This window comes from Streptomyces sp. NBC_00078, from assembly GCF_026343335.1.
Taxonomy (GTDB): Bacteria; Actinomycetota; Actinomycetes; order Streptomycetales; family Streptomycetaceae; genus Streptomyces.
This window is the reverse complement of record NZ_JAPELX010000001.1, coordinates 1,481,261-1,495,275: the sequence shown is the minus strand read 5'-3', so window position 1 is coordinate 1,495,275 and position 14,015 is coordinate 1,481,261. Positions and strand designations below refer to the sequence as shown.

Sequence of the window (14,015 nt, the reverse complement as noted above, 5' to 3'; positions counted from 1 at the left end):
GGCAGATGTCAGAACGAACAGCAGATCCGAAGGCGCTCGACGACGACGCCACCCTGCACGCGATGGGTTACCCGAGAAAACTCACGCGCCGCTTCAAGGCCTTCGACAATTTCGCCATCTCCTTCACCATCATCAACATCATCTCGGGCATTTTCTCGAGCTTCGGATTCGGTATGAATGCCGGCGGTCCCCGTATTCTGGTGTTCGGCTGGACAGGCGTTTCCGTCATGGTGCTCTTCGTCGGTCTCGCCATGGCGGAAGTCGCCTCCGCCTATCCCACGAGCGGTGCGCTCTATTTCTCCGCCGGTAGACTCGCCAAACGGCACAGGGGAGCCTGGTCCTGGTACACGGGCTGGCTGAACTTCGTGGGCCAGATCGGCGGCACGGCCGCCACCGGCTATGCGGCGGCCACCTTCATCCAGGCCTTCGTCGCCCTGCAGTGGTCCTCGTACGTGCCGACCGCCCACCAGACGGTGCTGATCACGGCAGTGCTGATCGTGCTGCAGGGGCTCGCCAACACCTACACCATCCAGCTGGTCGCGGTCCTCAACCGGATCTCCGTGTGGTGGCTGCTGGTCGGGCTCGTGGTGATCGTCGGCGCCCTGACCGTCGGACCCGACCAGCATCAGCCGACGTCCTTCGTCACGCATTTCGCGAACAACACCGGTTTCACCAACGGCCTTTACGGCGGGATGCTCGGCCTGCTCGTCACCAGCTGGACCTTCACCGGCTTCGACGGCAGCTTCCACATGTCCGAGGAAACGGTGCGGGCCACCGTCAACGCCCCGAAGGGGATCACGCGCGCGATCGGCTACTCGGCGATCACCGGACTGATCCTGATGCTCGCATTGGTCTACAGCATTCACGACTACGACCGTGTGGCGAGCGCATCCGCTCCGCCCGTCCAGATTCTCATCGACGGACTCGGGCTGGGCACCGCCAAGGTGCTCCTGCTGATCGTGATCGGCGCGATGCTCTTCTGCGGTCTCGCCAATCTCACCAGCAACACCCGGCAGATCTTCGCCTTCTCCCGCGACGGCGCCATGCCCGGTTCCCGGCTGTGGCACTCGGTCTCACCGCGCACCCGCACCCCCGTCAAGGCCGTCTGGCTGGCGGTCGGCTGCTCGCTGGCCCTCGTCCTGCCCGGCTGGTGGTCGCACACGGCGTTCACCGCCATCGTCAGCGTCAACGTCGTCGGACTCTTCCTCGCCTACGGCATACCGATCCTGCTCCGGCTGAGCCTGGGCGCGGAGTTCCAGCCGGGACCGTGGCACCTGGGCCGCTGGAGCCGGCCCGTCGGCGTGGTCGCGGTGGCCTGGATCCTGCTCAGCAGCGTCCTGTTCATGCTCCCGCAGGCCTCACCGATCACCGTCGACTCCTTCAACTACGCGCCGATCGCGCTCGCCGCCGTGCTGGCCGTCGCCACGGTCTGGTGGTTCGCCACCGCCCGCCGCCGCTTCCAGGGGCCGGTCAGCTACGGCCGCCCCGACGAGGTCGCGGCGATGGACCTGATCTGAGTCGCGGCGGCCCGGCGCACCCCCACCGTGTGCCGGGCCGGACGGCGCAGCAGGTCATGCCACTGGTGGAGACCAATATTCGTGGGCGTGGCATGGGCCGAAGTGCTGGCAGGACGTCACGCCTGCGGCCATAGTTGGCGCACGTGCGGCACCACGTGCAGCGCAGAAGTGCCTTTGTATCCGTCCCGACTCGGACACTTGGGGGTCCTTCCGCCCATGAGCAGAGCCGAACAGCCGTCCCGCAGAAACGTCCTGGCCGCCGCGGTCGCCGCGGCGCTGGTGGCCCCGATGGTCACCGCCGGAGTGGCCCGGGCCGCGACGCCCCCGGCAGGCCCGGTCGACCACCACGCCTGGACCAGGGTGCCCGACTGGCGCGCCGGCACCGCGAAGGGCACCCGCAGCGTCGTCGGCGCGCGGCCCGGCGTGGTGCTCGCCACCCCCGCCGGCACGACCGACTACACGGACCCGCACACCGGCACGACGGCTGCCTGGGAGTACGCGACCTGGACGTCCCCCGTGCACCGGCTCCGCGTCCCCGCCACCGAGGTCATCGCCTCCTGGAACGCGCACACCCCGGCCGGTACCTGGCTCCAGATCGAGCTGCACGGCACATACTCCGACGGCAGCGAGACCCCCTGGTATGTGATGGGCCGCTGGGCGGCCGGCGACCAGGACATCAAGCGGACCTCGGTCGACGGCCAGACCGACGGCAAGAGCACCATCTGGACGGACACCTTCGCCATCGACGACGCGACGACCGGCCTGCGTCTGGTCTCGTACCGTCTGCGCCTCACCCTCTACCGCAAGCCCGGCACCAAGCTCACCCCCACCGTGTGGCGCGTGGGCGCGATGGGCTCGGACGTCCCGGACCGCTTCACGGTCCCGGCCTCCACACCCGGCCTCGCCAAGGAGCTGGCCGTCCCGCGCTACTCGCAGGAGATCCACAAGGGCCAGTACCCCGAGTACGACAACGGCGGCGAGGCCTGGTGCAGCCCCACCTCCTCGCAGATGATCGTCGAGTACTGGGGCGGTCGGCTCAGCCCCGCGCAACTGGCCTGGGTGGACCCGGCGTTCGCCGACCCGCAGGTGTGCCACGCCGCCCGCTTCACCTACGACTACCAGTACGAGGGCTGCGGCAACTGGCCGTTCAACGCCGCCTACGCGGCCACGTACCAGGGTCTGCAGGGCGTGGTCACGCGGCTCGGCTCGCTCACCGACCTGGAGACGCTGATCGCGGCCGGTATCCCGGCCATAACGTCCCAGTCGTTCCTCAAGGAGGAGCTGACCGGGGCGGGTTACGGCACCTCGGGGCACCTGATGACCGTCATCGGGTTCACCGCCGAGGGCGATGTGATCGCCAACGACCCGGCCTCGCAGGACGACTCCGCCGTGCGGCGCGTCTACAAGCGGCGCGAGTGGGAGAACATCTGGCTGCGCACCAAGCGCTACAACGCCGCCGGCAAGGTCGTCTCCGGCACCGGAGGCGTCTGCTACCTGTACTTCCCGGCGCGTCCCACGGCGCACCAGCGCAGGGCGCTGGCGGCGGTCGGCGTGCGCTGAGCCGTCCCGGACCGTGCGAAGGCCCCGGGAAACCGGGGCCTTTCGACTGTGACCAACGTCTCTGCCGCAAAAGCCGTTCCAGGTGGCAAGGTGGACAAAGCCATAGAGGGAGTCCACCGCACGTCCGACCTCAGCGAGATGCCATGACCGCACACTCAGCCACCACCGCCCGCACCCGCACCGGCGGCCCCGAGGGCGACGGCCCGAAGATCCTTGAGCACGTCATGGGCTGGACCCTCGTCGTGGTCGTCGCGATGCTCGTCGCCCAGCTCGGCCTGCTGTGATCTGACCCGTCCCGACGGGCTCCCGCCGCACCCACCACAGTCGATCAGACTCGAACGAGTGGGTGGTTGTTCTGACATACTGCGGATGTCCCGCCGCCCGCTGGAGACCAGGGTCGAAATTGAAGATCAGCCACCAGAGCGACACCAACCGCCCCCGGGCGCGCGGCACCGAGCGCTCGCTGGCGCGCCGCGCCGAACTCATCACCATCGGGCGGAAGTTGTTCGCCGACACCTCGTACGACGCGCTCTCGATGGATGACATCGCACGTCAGGCACGTGTCGCCAAAGGGCTGATCTACTACTACTTCCAGTCCAAGCGCGGCTACTACCTGGCCATCATCCACGACTCCGTCGCCGACCTGATCACCTACGCGGGCAGCGGTCTGGAACTGGAACAGGTGGACCGGGTCCACCGCACCATGGACGGCTATCTGCGCTACGCCGAGCACAACCAGGCCGCCTTCCGCGCGATCGTCAGCGGTGGCGTCGGCTTCGACGCGGAGGTGCACGCCATCCGGGACGGCGTGCGCGAGGCGATCGTCGCGACCGTCGCCGAAGGGGCGTACGGCCGCACGGACATCGCCCCGCTCGCCCGCATGGGCCTGCTCTCCTGGGTGTGCAGCGTCGAGGGCGCCACCCTCGACTGGATCGACCGCCCCCAGCTCTCCCGCGACCAGCTGCGTGAGCTCCTGGTCAAGACGCTCGGCGGCACCATGCGGGCCATCGAGGAGATGGACCCGGCCTACCCTGCTCCCGTCCCCGCCCGCCGGGGCGCGTGAGCGAGGGGCGGAGGCTCCCGCGCCCCCGCCCCGACCACCGTACTCCCGAGGTCAGTTGATCGACTTGATCAGCTCACCGTTCGCGGTGTCCCCGCTCAGCTCCCAGAAGAACGTGCCGCCCAGACCCTGCTGGTTCTTGTACGTCATCTTCGTGCCGATGGTCGACGGTGTGTCGTAACTCCACCAGTCGCGCCCGCACTTGGCGTACGCGGTGCCGCCCACCGTGCCGGTCGCCGGGCACTTGGACTTGAGCACCTTGTAGTCGTCGATGCCCTGCTCGTACGTCCCCGCTGCCGGACCGGTCGCGCTGCCGCCGGGTGCCGCCTGCGTGACACCGGTCCAGCCGCGGCCGTAGAAGCCGATGCCGAGCAACAGCTTGGCGGCCGGGATGCCGAGTCCCCTGAGCTTCGCTATGGTCGCCGAGGTGCTGAAGTCCGCCTTCGGGATGCCGGAGTAGGAGTTCAGGGGCGAGTGCGGCGCCGTCGGCCCGGTCGCGTCCCAGGCGCCGAAGTAGTCGTACGTCATCGGGTTGTACCAGTTGACGTACTGCGCCGCACCCGCGTAGTCGGCGGCGTCGATCCTGCCGCCGCTCGTGGCGTCCGCGGTGATCGCCGCGGTGACCAGCGAACCGCCGCCGAACTTCGAACGCAGCGCCCCCATCAGGTTCTTGAAGGCCTCCCTGCCACTGGTGTCGCAGCTGTTGCCGCAGGCGTTCGGGTACTCCCAGTCGATGTCGATGCCGTCGAAGACGCCCGCCCACTTGGAGTTCTTCACCAGGTCGTAACAGGACTGGGCGAAGGCGGCCGGGTTCTTCGCGGCCTCGCCGAAGCCGCCCGACCAGGTCCAACCGCCGAAGGACCACAGGACCTTGAGCCCCGGGTGCTTCTTCTTCAGCTTCAGCAGCTGGTTGAAGTTGCCGCGCAGCGGCTGGTCCCAGGTGTCGGCGACCCCGTCCACCGACTCGGCCGCGGTGTAGGCGCGGTCGGTCGCGGCATAGGAGTCGCCCATCGCGCACTTGCCGCCGGTGACATTGCCGAAGGCGTAGTTGATGTGCGTGAGCCTGGCCGCCGAGCCGGACGTCTCGACGTTCTTGACGTAGTACTTGCGGTCGTAGGTGCCCCATTCGGTGAAGTAGCCGACGACCTTGGACCCGGCGGCTTGCCGGGACGACTGTTCAGCGGCGGCGGCAGTGCCCGCGCCGGCCGGCAGCCCGGCGCAGAGGACCGCGCAACACGCGGCGGAGACGAGCGCCCGGAACGAGGCGCGGGGGCGGTGCGGAATGTGCATCGGGTGTCTCCTCGTGGGGGAGAGGGAAACGCGCGCCGATTGGCATGAACGCGGTAAGGCGTTGGTCGGGAACAGTAGGAGGACTAGACCAGTGTGGTCAATGGTGCGGACCAATTTCACGGGGAGTCGCGAGGGCTTTCCGGCGGGCCGGGATATTCTTGAAGTGAGCGGTCGTTAACTGGTGACGTGATGCCTCCGATCGGGCATACTCACAGCGCACAGCCGCTGGTCAGCAGCTTCCGAGACCCGGGAGAGCGAGCGTCGGCCAGGTGTCGGTACGACCCGGCGGAGCCGCCCCCACCCAGGGCGCGCATCGCCGATGTGCCCGAACAGGGAGGAGAGCGTCGCCATGCCCGACCGCGCCGCGCAGCCGGTGGACCGTCAACTGCCTACAGACGAGGCCCGGGATCTGATCTCGCTCGTCCGTGACATCGCCCAGCGGGAGATCGCGCCGAAGGCGGCCGAGGAGGAGGACGCCGGACGCTTCCCTCGCGAGGTCTTCACGCTGCTCTCGGAGGCCGGCCTGCTCGGCCTGCCGTACGACTCCGAGTACGGCGGTGGTGACCAGCCCTACGAGGTCTACCTCCAGGTCCTCGAAGAGCTCGCGGCGGCCCGCCTCACCGTGGGCCTCGGCGTCAGCGTGCACACCCTCGCCTCGTACGCGCTCGCCGCCTACGGATCCAAGCAGCAGCAGGTCGAGCACCTGCCCGCGATGCTGGGCGGCGGCCTGCTGGGCGCCTACTGCCTGTCCGAGCCGTCCTCCGGATCCGACGCCGCGTCCCTGCGGACGAAGGCTGTCCGCGAGGGCGGGGACTGGGTGATCACCGGCACCAAGGCCTGGATCACGCACGGCGGCATCGCCGACTTCTACACGGTCATGGCCCGTACCGGCGAGGAGGGCCCCCGTGGAATCACCGCCTTCCTGGTCCCCGGGGACGCCGAGGGGCTGAGCGGGGCGGTGCCCGAGAAGAAGATGGGCATGAAGGGCTCACCGACCGCGCAGGTGCACTTCGACGGTGTGCGGGTGCCGGACGAGCGGCGCATCGGCGAGGAGGGCCAGGGCTTCGCGATCGCCCTGTCCGCGCTCGACTCCGGCCGGCTCGGCATCGCGGCCTGCGCGATCGGCCTCGCCCAGTCGGCACTCGACGAGGCGGTCGCGTACGCCACCGGTCGGCAGCAGTTCGGGCGGCCCATCGCCGACTTCCAGGGGCTGCGCTTCATGCTCGCCGACATGGCGACGCAGATCGAGGCGGGCCGGGCGCTGTATCTGGCGGCGGCGCGGCTGCGTGACGCGGGGAGGCCGTTCGCCAAGCAGGCGGCCATGGCCAAGCTGCACTGCACGGACACCGCGATGAAGGTCACCACGGACGCCGTCCAGGTCCTCGGCGGATACGGCTACACCGCGGACTTCCCGGTCGAGCGCCATATGCGCGAGGCCAAGGTCCTGCAGATCGTCGAGGGCACCAACCAGATTCAGCGGATGGTCATCGCCCGTCACCTCGCGGGTCCTGAAACCCGCTGAACTGTCCCGGTGCGACCTGCGGGGCCGCCAGCCTGACCCACTCCGGGTCGTGGCGGCCCGGCAGGGTGCGGCCCCGGTCGGCCCAGGTGCGCAGCAGATCGCGGTAGATCGGCGGGTCCTGGAGCTGCGGCGCAGGCGGAACCGTTCCTGCGGGCGGCGGGACGAACGCGCGGCGCTGACGCCCAAGCGCGATGTAGGTGGGGGTCATACCAGGGCAACGCGGAGCTAGGCGGACAGGTCACCCACCCGCGAAATCGACCGTGAGTTCGCGCACGTCCCACTCCCTCTCTGGCCACCGCCAGTTGTCTGACGTACCGTCAGCCCAGCCGTCTCCAGGGAGGTTCGGCGTGGCTGACGACCGCCCCGTACCGCTCGACGAGTACCCCGTGCACCAGGTCCCCCTGTCCATGAAGCACCTGGCGACCGGGGACCGGAACGCCTACGACCGATGCATCTTCCACGTCCTCGACCACGAGGGGCGCGCGCTGCTCATCGTGGGCCTCGGTGTCTATCCCAACGTCGGCGTGATCGACGCGTACGCGACCCTGCGGACCGGGGACACACTGCACGCCGTGCGAGCCTCCGACGCCCTCGGCGACGACCGCATGCGGCTCGCCGTCGGCCCGCTCAGGATCGAGGCCGAGGAGCCGCTGCGCCGGCTGCGGCTGGTGTCGGACGACGAGTTGCACTCGGACCTGCCCGTGCCGAAGGTGCTGTGGCTGGAAGAGGACCCCGGCCCGCTCGGAGCGCCGTTCTTCGTGATGGAGCGAGTCGAGGGGCGCGTGCCGCCCGACGTGATGCCCTACACCTACGAGGGCAACTGGCTGCACGCGGCGAGCGACGCCGAGCGCGAGCACCTGGAGGCGGCCTCGGTCGGGATCCTGGCCCGACTGCACGACCAAGTACCGCCGGAGGAGGCCGAGTTCCTCGCGCTGCCGGGCGAGGGCGACGCCCTGCGCCGCCATGTCACCGCCCAACGCGCCTACTACGACTGGGTCGTCGACGGACGCGCCCGCTCACCCCTCATCGAGGCCGCCTTCGACCGGCTGGAGGAGCTCTGGCCCCGCGACCCGGGCGCTCCGGTCCTCACCTGGGGCGACGCACGCATCGGGAACGTCGTCTACGAGGGTTTCGAACCCGCGGCCGTCCTCGACTGGGAGATGGCGGCCCTGGCCCCGCGCGAGGTCGACCTCGGCTGGACCGTGTATCTGCACCGCTTCTTCCACGACCTGACGGTCACCTTCGGACAGCCCGGCCTGCCGGACTTCCTGCGCCGCGACCGGGTCGAGGCACGCTATGCCGAACTCACCGGCCACACACCGCGCGACATGGACTTCCACACCCTGTACGCCGCCCTGCGGCACGCGGTCGTCATGCTGCGTGTCGCCTACCGGCAGGTGCACTTCGGCGAGGCCGCCGTCCCGCCGGATCCGGACACACTGATCCTGCACCACGGCAGCCTGCGGGCCATGGTGCAGGGCAGTTACTGGGATCGGGCGAGGCCTTGAACCGAACCGGATGAAGGCTGCTCAGGCGGCGTGGCGCCGTATGACGGGGACCCTGATCGGGCGCGAGCCCGGGCCGCCGACGTGCGAGAACGGCTGCGTTCGCCAGTCGAGCCCCTGAGGAAGTGTCAACAGCAGCGCGGTGTCCTGCTCCTGGGGCTCGGCCGACTCGTCCGCGGACCGGGCCTCGGCCGCCCTGCGGCCGGTGCCGTCGCAGACCGTGAGGCCGAACGGGTTCCACGGCGAGGCACACAGCGCGTGCTCCGGAAGGACCTCCTCGTCCGCGAGCAGGGCGATGGGCTGCACGCAGTCCGGGCAGATCACCCGGTACATCTCGAAGGTGTCGTACGCGTCGAATTCGTCATCGAAGGCGTCGGGTTCGACACCCTCCGGCTCGGGTTCGACAACTGCCTGGAGCCGCTTGGGCACGGTACGACCAGGGCGCTTAAGACTCTGCATGGATTAACTCCCCCTCGGGCTGGGCCGTAAGGCGCTGCGGCCTCGACCACAGCAAGCACTTCCCGCCCGCTCATGGCGGTAATCACGGGACCATCACGGAGGCGTCTCGACTGGTGTGGTGTTCGTCACATGCCGCCCGCAGATGCCGATGGTGCGCGTTTTGTCCCCCGGACGGCACACGGGCCGCTCCCGGCCACATCACAAACCGGGTATGACCTGGGCTGCTCAGGTATCCGAGGAGATCAGGAGCACTGTAGGTTCTTGCGCCATGGAGGAGCTGGACCGTCAAATCGTGCAGCTGCTCGTCAAGGACGGGCGGATGAGCTACACAGACCTGGGCAAGGCCACGGGCCTGTCCACGTCGGCCGTGCACCAGCGGGTGCGCCGGCTGGAACAGCGTGGCGTCATCCGCGGCTATGCCGCGGTGGTCGACCCCGAGGCCGTTGGTCTGCCGATGACCGCGTTCATCTCGGTCAAACCGTTCGACCCCAGCGCCCCCGACGACATCGCGGACCGCCTGGCCGGAGTGCCGGAGATCGAGGCCTGCCACAGCGTCGCGGGCGACGAGAACTACATCCTCAAGGTGCGCGTGGCGACCCCGCACGAACTGGAGGAGCTGCTGGCGCGACTGCGCAGCCTGGCCGGCGTCTCCACGCGGACGACGGTGGTCCTGTCGACACCGTACGAGGCCCGGCCACCGCGGATCTGACATACCTGCGTGCAGGCCGGCCTCGGTGAGGCGCGAGACTGTTCCCCATGAGTGAGCGCACCCCCGGCCCGAAGACCGTCCTGCTCCGCCGCGGAGAGGTCCACAGCCCCGCCGATCCCTTCGCGACCGCGATGGTCGTGGAGCGCGGCCAGGTCGCCTGGGTCGGCTCCGAGGGCGCCGCCGACGCCTTCGCGGACGGCGTCGACGAGGTGGTCGACCTGGACGGCGCCCTCGTCACCCCCGCGTTCACCGACGCCCATGTGCACACCACCTCCACCGGCCTCACGCTCACCGGCCTCGACCTCTCCGACGCGCCCTCCCTGGAGGCGGCCCTAGCCCTCGTACGGGACTTCGCCACGGCCCGCCCGCAGGACAAGGTGCTGCTCGGTCACGGCTGGGACGCCGCCCGCTGGCCCGGCGGCCGCCCCCCGACGCGCACGGAACTGGACGAGGCCACCCAAGGCCGCCCGCTCTACCTCTCCCGCATCGACGTCCACTCGGCGGTCGTCACCACGGCCCTGCTCGACATGGTCCCCGCATCCGGCACGGGGCCCGGCGCACCGGACGCCCCGCTGACCGCCGGCGCCCATCACGCCGTACGCGCCGCCGCGTTCGCAGCCGTGACGCCGGCCCAGCGCGCCGAGGCCCAGCGCACCGCCCTCGCGCACGCCGCGTCCCTCGGCATCGGCTCGGTCCACGAGTGCGCCGGGCCGGACATCTCCTCGGAGGGCGACTTCACGGATCTCCTGCGCCTGGCCGCAGTGGTGCCGGGCCCTCGGGTCATCGGGTACTGGGCCGAGCAGGACGTGGACAAGGTGCGCGAGCTGGGCGCGCTCGGCGCCGCCGGGGACCTCTTCGTCGACGGCGCGCTCGGCTCGCACACCGCGTGCCTGCACACGCCCTACAGCCACGCCGGCCACTGCGGCACCGCCTACCTCGATGCCGGCGCCGTCGCCGCGCACGTCACGGCGTGCACCGAGGCGGGCCTCCAGGCGGGCTTCCACGCGATCGGCGACGCTGCCGTGACCGCGGTGGTCGAGGGCGTGCGTGCCGCAGCCGAGAAGGTGGGCCTGGCCCGCGTGCGCGCCGCCCGCCACCGCGTCGAACACGCCGAGATGCTCACCCCGGAGACGATCGCGGCCTTCGCGGAGCTGGGCCTGACGGCCTCCGTCCAGCCTGCCTTCGACGCGCTGTGGGGCGGCGAGGACGGTATGTACGCCCAGCGCCTGGGCGCCGACCGGGCCCGCACCCTGAACCCGTTCGCGGCCCTGCTCAGGGCCGGCGTCCCGCTCGCCTTCGGTTCCGACAGCCCGGTCACGCCCCTCGACCCGTGGGGCACGGTCCGCGCCGCCGCCTTCCACCGCACGCCCGGGCATGGCGTGTCCGTGCGTGCCGCGTTCACGGCCCATACGCGCGGGGGGTGGCGGGCGATCGGCCGGGACGACGCGGGTGTCCTGGCGCCGGGCGCACCCGCCGACTACGCCGTGTGGCGCACCGACGAACTCGTGGTCCAGGCCCCGGACGACCGGGTCGCCCGCTGGTCCACCGACCCCCGCTCCGGCACCCCCGGCCTGCCCGACCTCACCCCGGGCCGCGACCTGCCCGTATGCCTGCGCACCGTGGTGGGCGGGCGGACGGTGTTCGTAGGGCCGGGCGAGTGATCTCCCGGGGTGGCGCGGCGCCGATCGTCGCCCGCCACCGCGTCGCGCGACCTGCGTATCCTCTGCCCTGACCAGGGCATTGTCGAAAGAACCGCAGGTCAAACGGCTGTTGACAGCCGATGGCAGGGGGCCGGTAGGTTCGGCCGAGTCCACCACCGGACGCCCGACCGGGGAACTTCCGCGCACTCGTCGCGGCGCCGCTGCGTCAGGACGGTGTGCCGCACCGGGGCACCGCCACTGGGAGCCAGGCTCAGCGTCCGCGCCGCGACGAGGGAACGTTCCGGCCGGTCGGGGAGGTGCGACCCGGGTGGGGCCCGGACGCTCAGTAGACAACGGCTTTCGGTCGATCCGCAGCCAGCGGGTCCCAGGTCGGCCCGAAGGGCGCCGGGCCCCCATCCGTAGTTCGCCAAAGTGCCCGAAAACACGCTCTTACCCCGCTCTTGTGGAATCGACACCGCCATACGAACGTGCTGTCGCGTCATTGCAGGCCGCGGCCACTATGGTGGATGTCTGTGGACGGACATGAAGGGGCAGTAGTGAACGACGGCGACGGGACCCTCTCGGCAAAGGCCCAGGGGAGGCAGTTCGGCCCGCTCGGCACGGCCTTGGTGATCATTCCGACCTACAACGAGGCGGAGAACATCAAGTCCATCGTCGGCCGGGTACGCAAGGCCGTCCCCGAGGCGCACGTCCTCGTGGCCGACGACAACAGCCCCGACGGCACCGGCAAGCTCGCCGACGAACTCGCCGTCGAGGACGACCACGTCCAGGTCCTGCACCGCAAGGGCAAGGAGGGCCTCGGCGCCGCCTACCTCGCGGGCTTCCGCTGGGGCCTGGGAAAGGGCTACGGCGTACTCGTCGAGATGGACGCCGACGGCTCCCACCAGCCTGAGGAACTGCCCCGGCTGCTCACCGCGCTCAAGAGTGCCGACCTGGTGCTCGGCTCGCGCTGGGTGCCCGGCGGCAGGGTCGTGAACTGGCCCAAAAGCCGCGAGGCCATCTCTCGCGGCGGCAGCCTCTACTCCCGTCTCGCTCTCGACCTGCCCCTGAAGGACATCACCGGCGGCTACCGCGCCTTCAGGGCCGAGACTCTCGAAGGTCTCGGCCTGGACGAGGTCGCCTCCCAGGGCTACTGCTTCCAGGTCGACCTCGCCCGCCGCGCGGTCAAGGCCGGCTATCACGTCGTCGAGGTGCCCATCACCTTCGTCGAGCGCGAACTCGGCGACTCCAAGATGAGCCGCGACATCCTCGTGGAGGCCCTGTGGCGGGTCACGGCGTGGGGCGTGGGGGAGCGGCTCGGCAGGGTCACGGGCCGCGTCAAGAAGTCCTGACGGCCGTCTCGTCCGCCCGCACAGGCCTCGCGTGCGGCTTCACAGGCCCCGTTGATCATTCACTTATCCCGAGCTGAGCCGGGCCCAGGCACACTGGACGCATGACGACTGGTGCTCCGACCCCCACCTACCCCGCCCGGCCCCGCCGCTCCCGGCTGCGGACGTTCCTGCCGCTCGGCGTCGCGGCCTGGCTGGTGCTGGAGATCTGGCTGCTGACCGTGGTCGCGGGTGCGTCGAGCGGGTTCATCGTGTTCCTGCTGCTGCTCGCGGGCTTCGTGCTCGGCGCGGCGGTGATCAAGAAGGCGGGCCGACGCGCCTTCCAGAACCTCAACGAGGCGCTGCAGCGCGGCGGCACCCCACAGCAGAGCGGGGGCAACGGCCTGCTGATGCTCGGCGGCCTGCTCCTGATGATCCCGGGCCTGATCTCGGACGCGGTGGGCCTGCTCCTGCTGATCCCGCCCGTCCAGAAGGCTCTGAGCCGCCTCACCGAGCGCACCCTCGACCGCAAGCTGCGCGAGGCCGGCGCGGGCGGCTTCACGGACGCCTTCCAGCAGGCCCGTATCCACCGCCCCGACGGCAAGGTCGTCCAGGGCGAGGTCATCCACGACGAGCCGGGTGACGACACCCCGCAGGAGCCGCGGCCGCCGCTGACCCGGTGATCGGTGAGCACACCGTGGGGCGGCGGGCTGCGGAGCACGGTCGAGCACCGGACACGCGACGTACCGGGCGCACGACGTAGTGGACGCACGACGTAGTGGACGCACGACTGCGGGCGCCTACGTGAATTCACGTAGGCGCCCGCAGTCACTTGCTCGTGTGCTTGTTGGTCCGTTCGACCCCGGCGGGGACTAAGCCGACTTGCGGCTGTCCCGCGGGTGGACCGCGATGTTCATCGCGCCCGAACGGAGAACGGCCAGGCGCTCCTCGAGGACCTCTTCGAGTTCCTCGCGGGTGCGCCGCTCCATCAGCATGTCCCAATGTGTACGCGCGGGCTTGGCCTTCTTTTCCTCAGGGCCGTCGCCGTCAACGAGGAGTGCCTGAGCCCCGCAGACCTTGCACTCCCACTCCGGCGGGATCTCCGCCTCGACCGAGAAGGGCATCTCGAAGCGATGGCCCTTCTCGCATGCGTACTCCACGGCCTGGCGCGGAGCCAGGTCGATACCGCGGTCAGTCTCGTAGCTGGTCACCACGAGGCGCGTGCCGCGAAGAGCTCGCTCACTCATGAATCGTGCCTCCCGGGCTTGTCGCCCACAGGACAGGTGTCGCTGTCGTCGTCATCCGGTCAACGTCCGGTCGGCGGTAAAGATTCCCGTTCCGTGTCCCGTTCCGGGTCATGCGTCGCCGTCGTAGCCGCCCCTTGTTGTACCCACCGTCGCCCGGTTTGTCACATCTGCAAGCAGA

General features: G+C 70.2%; 14 protein-coding genes. 10 read left to right on the top strand and 4 right to left on the bottom strand.

What is annotated here, in order from left to right:
* Positions 1 to 5 precede the first annotated feature (5 nt).
* The 4 genes from OOK07_RS06910 to OOK07_RS06895 all read left to right on the top strand — a co-directional run bounded on the left by OOK07_RS06910 (position 6) and on the right by OOK07_RS06895 (position 4,140).
* On the top strand, positions 6 to 1,517 hold the full coding sequence (locus OOK07_RS06910; protein WP_266795539.1) for an amino acid permease: 1,512 nt from the start codon (positions 6 to 8) through the stop codon (positions 1,515 to 1,517).
* A 216-nt stretch (positions 1,518 to 1,733) separates the two neighbouring features.
* Positions 1,734 to 3,077 (top strand): C39 family peptidase, encoded by a 1,344-nt coding sequence (locus OOK07_RS06905; protein ID WP_266795537.1) that lies wholly within the window; start codon positions 1,734 to 1,736, stop codon positions 3,075 to 3,077.
* A gap of 143 nt (positions 3,078 to 3,220) precedes the next feature.
* Entirely contained in the window at positions 3,221 to 3,361 is a 141-nt protein-coding gene (locus tag OOK07_RS06900; RefSeq protein ID WP_266677910.1) for an SCO1431 family membrane protein, read from the top strand.
* Between the two features lie 119 nt (positions 3,362 to 3,480).
* Positions 3,481 to 4,140, top strand: coding sequence for a TetR/AcrR family transcriptional regulator (locus OOK07_RS06895; RefSeq protein ID WP_266677909.1), 660 nt, complete (start codon positions 3,481 to 3,483; stop codon positions 4,138 to 4,140).
* Between the two features lie 51 nt (positions 4,141 to 4,191).
* On the opposite strand, the gene OOK07_RS06890 is transcribed toward OOK07_RS06895, so the two are convergent.
* Entirely contained in the window at positions 4,192 to 5,427 is a 1,236-nt protein-coding gene (locus tag OOK07_RS06890; RefSeq protein ID WP_266795535.1) for a glycoside hydrolase family 18 protein, read from the bottom strand.
* 349 nt (positions 5,428 to 5,776) lie between these two features.
* Between OOK07_RS06890 and OOK07_RS06885 the strand changes: the two genes are divergently transcribed.
* Positions 5,777 to 6,949 carry an acyl-CoA dehydrogenase gene (locus OOK07_RS06885; protein WP_266677907.1) on the top strand — a complete coding sequence of 391 codons (1,173 nt, stop codon included), beginning with the start codon at positions 5,777 to 5,779 and terminating at the stop codon, positions 6,947 to 6,949.
* Here OOK07_RS06885 and OOK07_RS43625 read toward each other — a convergent pair.
* Positions 6,912 to 7,157: a hypothetical protein gene (locus tag OOK07_RS43625; protein WP_405672710.1), complete on the bottom strand. Its 246-nt coding sequence runs from the start codon at positions 7,155 to 7,157 to the stop codon at positions 6,912 to 6,914. The genes OOK07_RS06885 and OOK07_RS43625 overlap by 38 nt on opposite strands.
* A 139-nt stretch (positions 7,158 to 7,296) precedes the next feature.
* On the opposite strand from OOK07_RS43625, the gene OOK07_RS06880 reads away from it, so the two are divergent.
* Positions 7,297 to 8,457, top strand: a complete 1,161-nt coding sequence (locus tag OOK07_RS06880; RefSeq protein ID WP_266795533.1) for a phosphotransferase family protein — start codon at positions 7,297 to 7,299, stop codon at positions 8,455 to 8,457.
* A gap of 21 nt (positions 8,458 to 8,478) precedes the next feature.
* Here OOK07_RS06880 and OOK07_RS06875 read toward each other — a convergent pair whose 3' ends face one another.
* Complete coding sequence (locus OOK07_RS06875; RefSeq protein WP_266677897.1) at positions 8,479 to 8,913, bottom strand: hypothetical protein; 435 nt, start codon at positions 8,911 to 8,913, stop codon at positions 8,479 to 8,481.
* 268 nt (positions 8,914 to 9,181) lie between these two features.
* On the opposite strand from OOK07_RS06875, the gene OOK07_RS06870 reads away from it, so the two are divergent.
* The 4 genes from OOK07_RS06870 to fxsA all read left to right on the top strand — a co-directional run bounded on the left by OOK07_RS06870 (position 9,182) and on the right by fxsA (position 13,273).
* Entirely contained in the window at positions 9,182 to 9,622 is a 441-nt protein-coding gene (locus OOK07_RS06870) for an Lrp/AsnC family transcriptional regulator (protein ID WP_004002750.1), read from the top strand.
* Positions 9,623 to 9,669: 47 nt separating this feature from the next.
* Positions 9,670 to 11,283, top strand: a complete 1,614-nt coding sequence (locus OOK07_RS06865) for an amidohydrolase (RefSeq protein WP_266795532.1) — start codon at positions 9,670 to 9,672, stop codon at positions 11,281 to 11,283.
* Between the two features lie 536 nt (positions 11,284 to 11,819).
* Complete coding sequence (locus OOK07_RS06860; protein WP_266677893.1) at positions 11,820 to 12,614, top strand: polyprenol monophosphomannose synthase; 795 nt, start codon at positions 11,820 to 11,822, stop codon at positions 12,612 to 12,614.
* Between the two features lie 101 nt (positions 12,615 to 12,715).
* Positions 12,716 to 13,273, top strand: coding sequence for an FxsA family membrane protein (gene fxsA, locus OOK07_RS06855; RefSeq protein ID WP_266795530.1), 558 nt, complete (start codon positions 12,716 to 12,718; stop codon positions 13,271 to 13,273).
* Between the two features lie 189 nt (positions 13,274 to 13,462).
* On the opposite strand, the gene OOK07_RS06850 is transcribed toward fxsA, so the two are convergent.
* The gene (locus tag OOK07_RS06850; RefSeq protein WP_003977404.1) at positions 13,463 to 13,837 is read right to left on the bottom strand and encodes an RNA polymerase-binding protein RbpA; all 375 of its coding nucleotides are present in this window, start codon (positions 13,835 to 13,837) and stop codon (positions 13,463 to 13,465) included.
* Positions 13,838 to 14,015 lie beyond the last annotated feature (178 nt).

What these genes read in the sequence shown, in the direction of transcription:
- OOK07_RS06910 (WP_266795539.1), top strand. Translation starts at nt 6, where the DNA reads ATGTCAGAACGAACAGCAGATCCGAAGGCGCTCGACGACGACGCCACC.
- OOK07_RS06905 (WP_266795537.1), top strand. Translation starts at nt 1,734, where the DNA reads ATGAGCAGAGCCGAACAGCCGTCCCGCAGAAACGTCCTGGCCGCCGCG.
- OOK07_RS06900 (WP_266677910.1), top strand. Translation starts at nt 3,221, where the DNA reads ATGACCGCACACTCAGCCACCACCGCCCGCACCCGCACCGGCGGCCCC.
- OOK07_RS06890 (WP_266795535.1), bottom strand. Translation starts at nt 5,427, where the DNA reads ATGCACATTCCGCACCGCCCCCGCGCCTCGTTCCGGGCGCTCGTCTCC.
- OOK07_RS06885 (WP_266677907.1), top strand. Translation starts at nt 5,777, where the DNA reads ATGCCCGACCGCGCCGCGCAGCCGGTGGACCGTCAACTGCCTACAGAC.
- OOK07_RS43625 (WP_405672710.1), bottom strand. Translation starts at nt 7,157, where the DNA reads ATGACCCCCACCTACATCGCGCTTGGGCGTCAGCGCCGCGCGTTCGTC.
- OOK07_RS06875 (WP_266677897.1), bottom strand. Translation starts at nt 8,913, where the DNA reads ATGCAGAGTCTTAAGCGCCCTGGTCGTACCGTGCCCAAGCGGCTCCAG.
- OOK07_RS06870 (WP_004002750.1), top strand. Translation starts at nt 9,182, where the DNA reads ATGGAGGAGCTGGACCGTCAAATCGTGCAGCTGCTCGTCAAGGACGGG.
- OOK07_RS06865 (WP_266795532.1), top strand. Translation starts at nt 9,670, where the DNA reads ATGAGTGAGCGCACCCCCGGCCCGAAGACCGTCCTGCTCCGCCGCGGA.
- fxsA (WP_266795530.1), top strand. Translation starts at nt 12,716, where the DNA reads ATGACGACTGGTGCTCCGACCCCCACCTACCCCGCCCGGCCCCGCCGC.
- OOK07_RS06850 (WP_003977404.1), bottom strand. Translation starts at nt 13,837, where the DNA reads ATGAGTGAGCGAGCTCTTCGCGGCACGCGCCTCGTGGTGACCAGCTAC.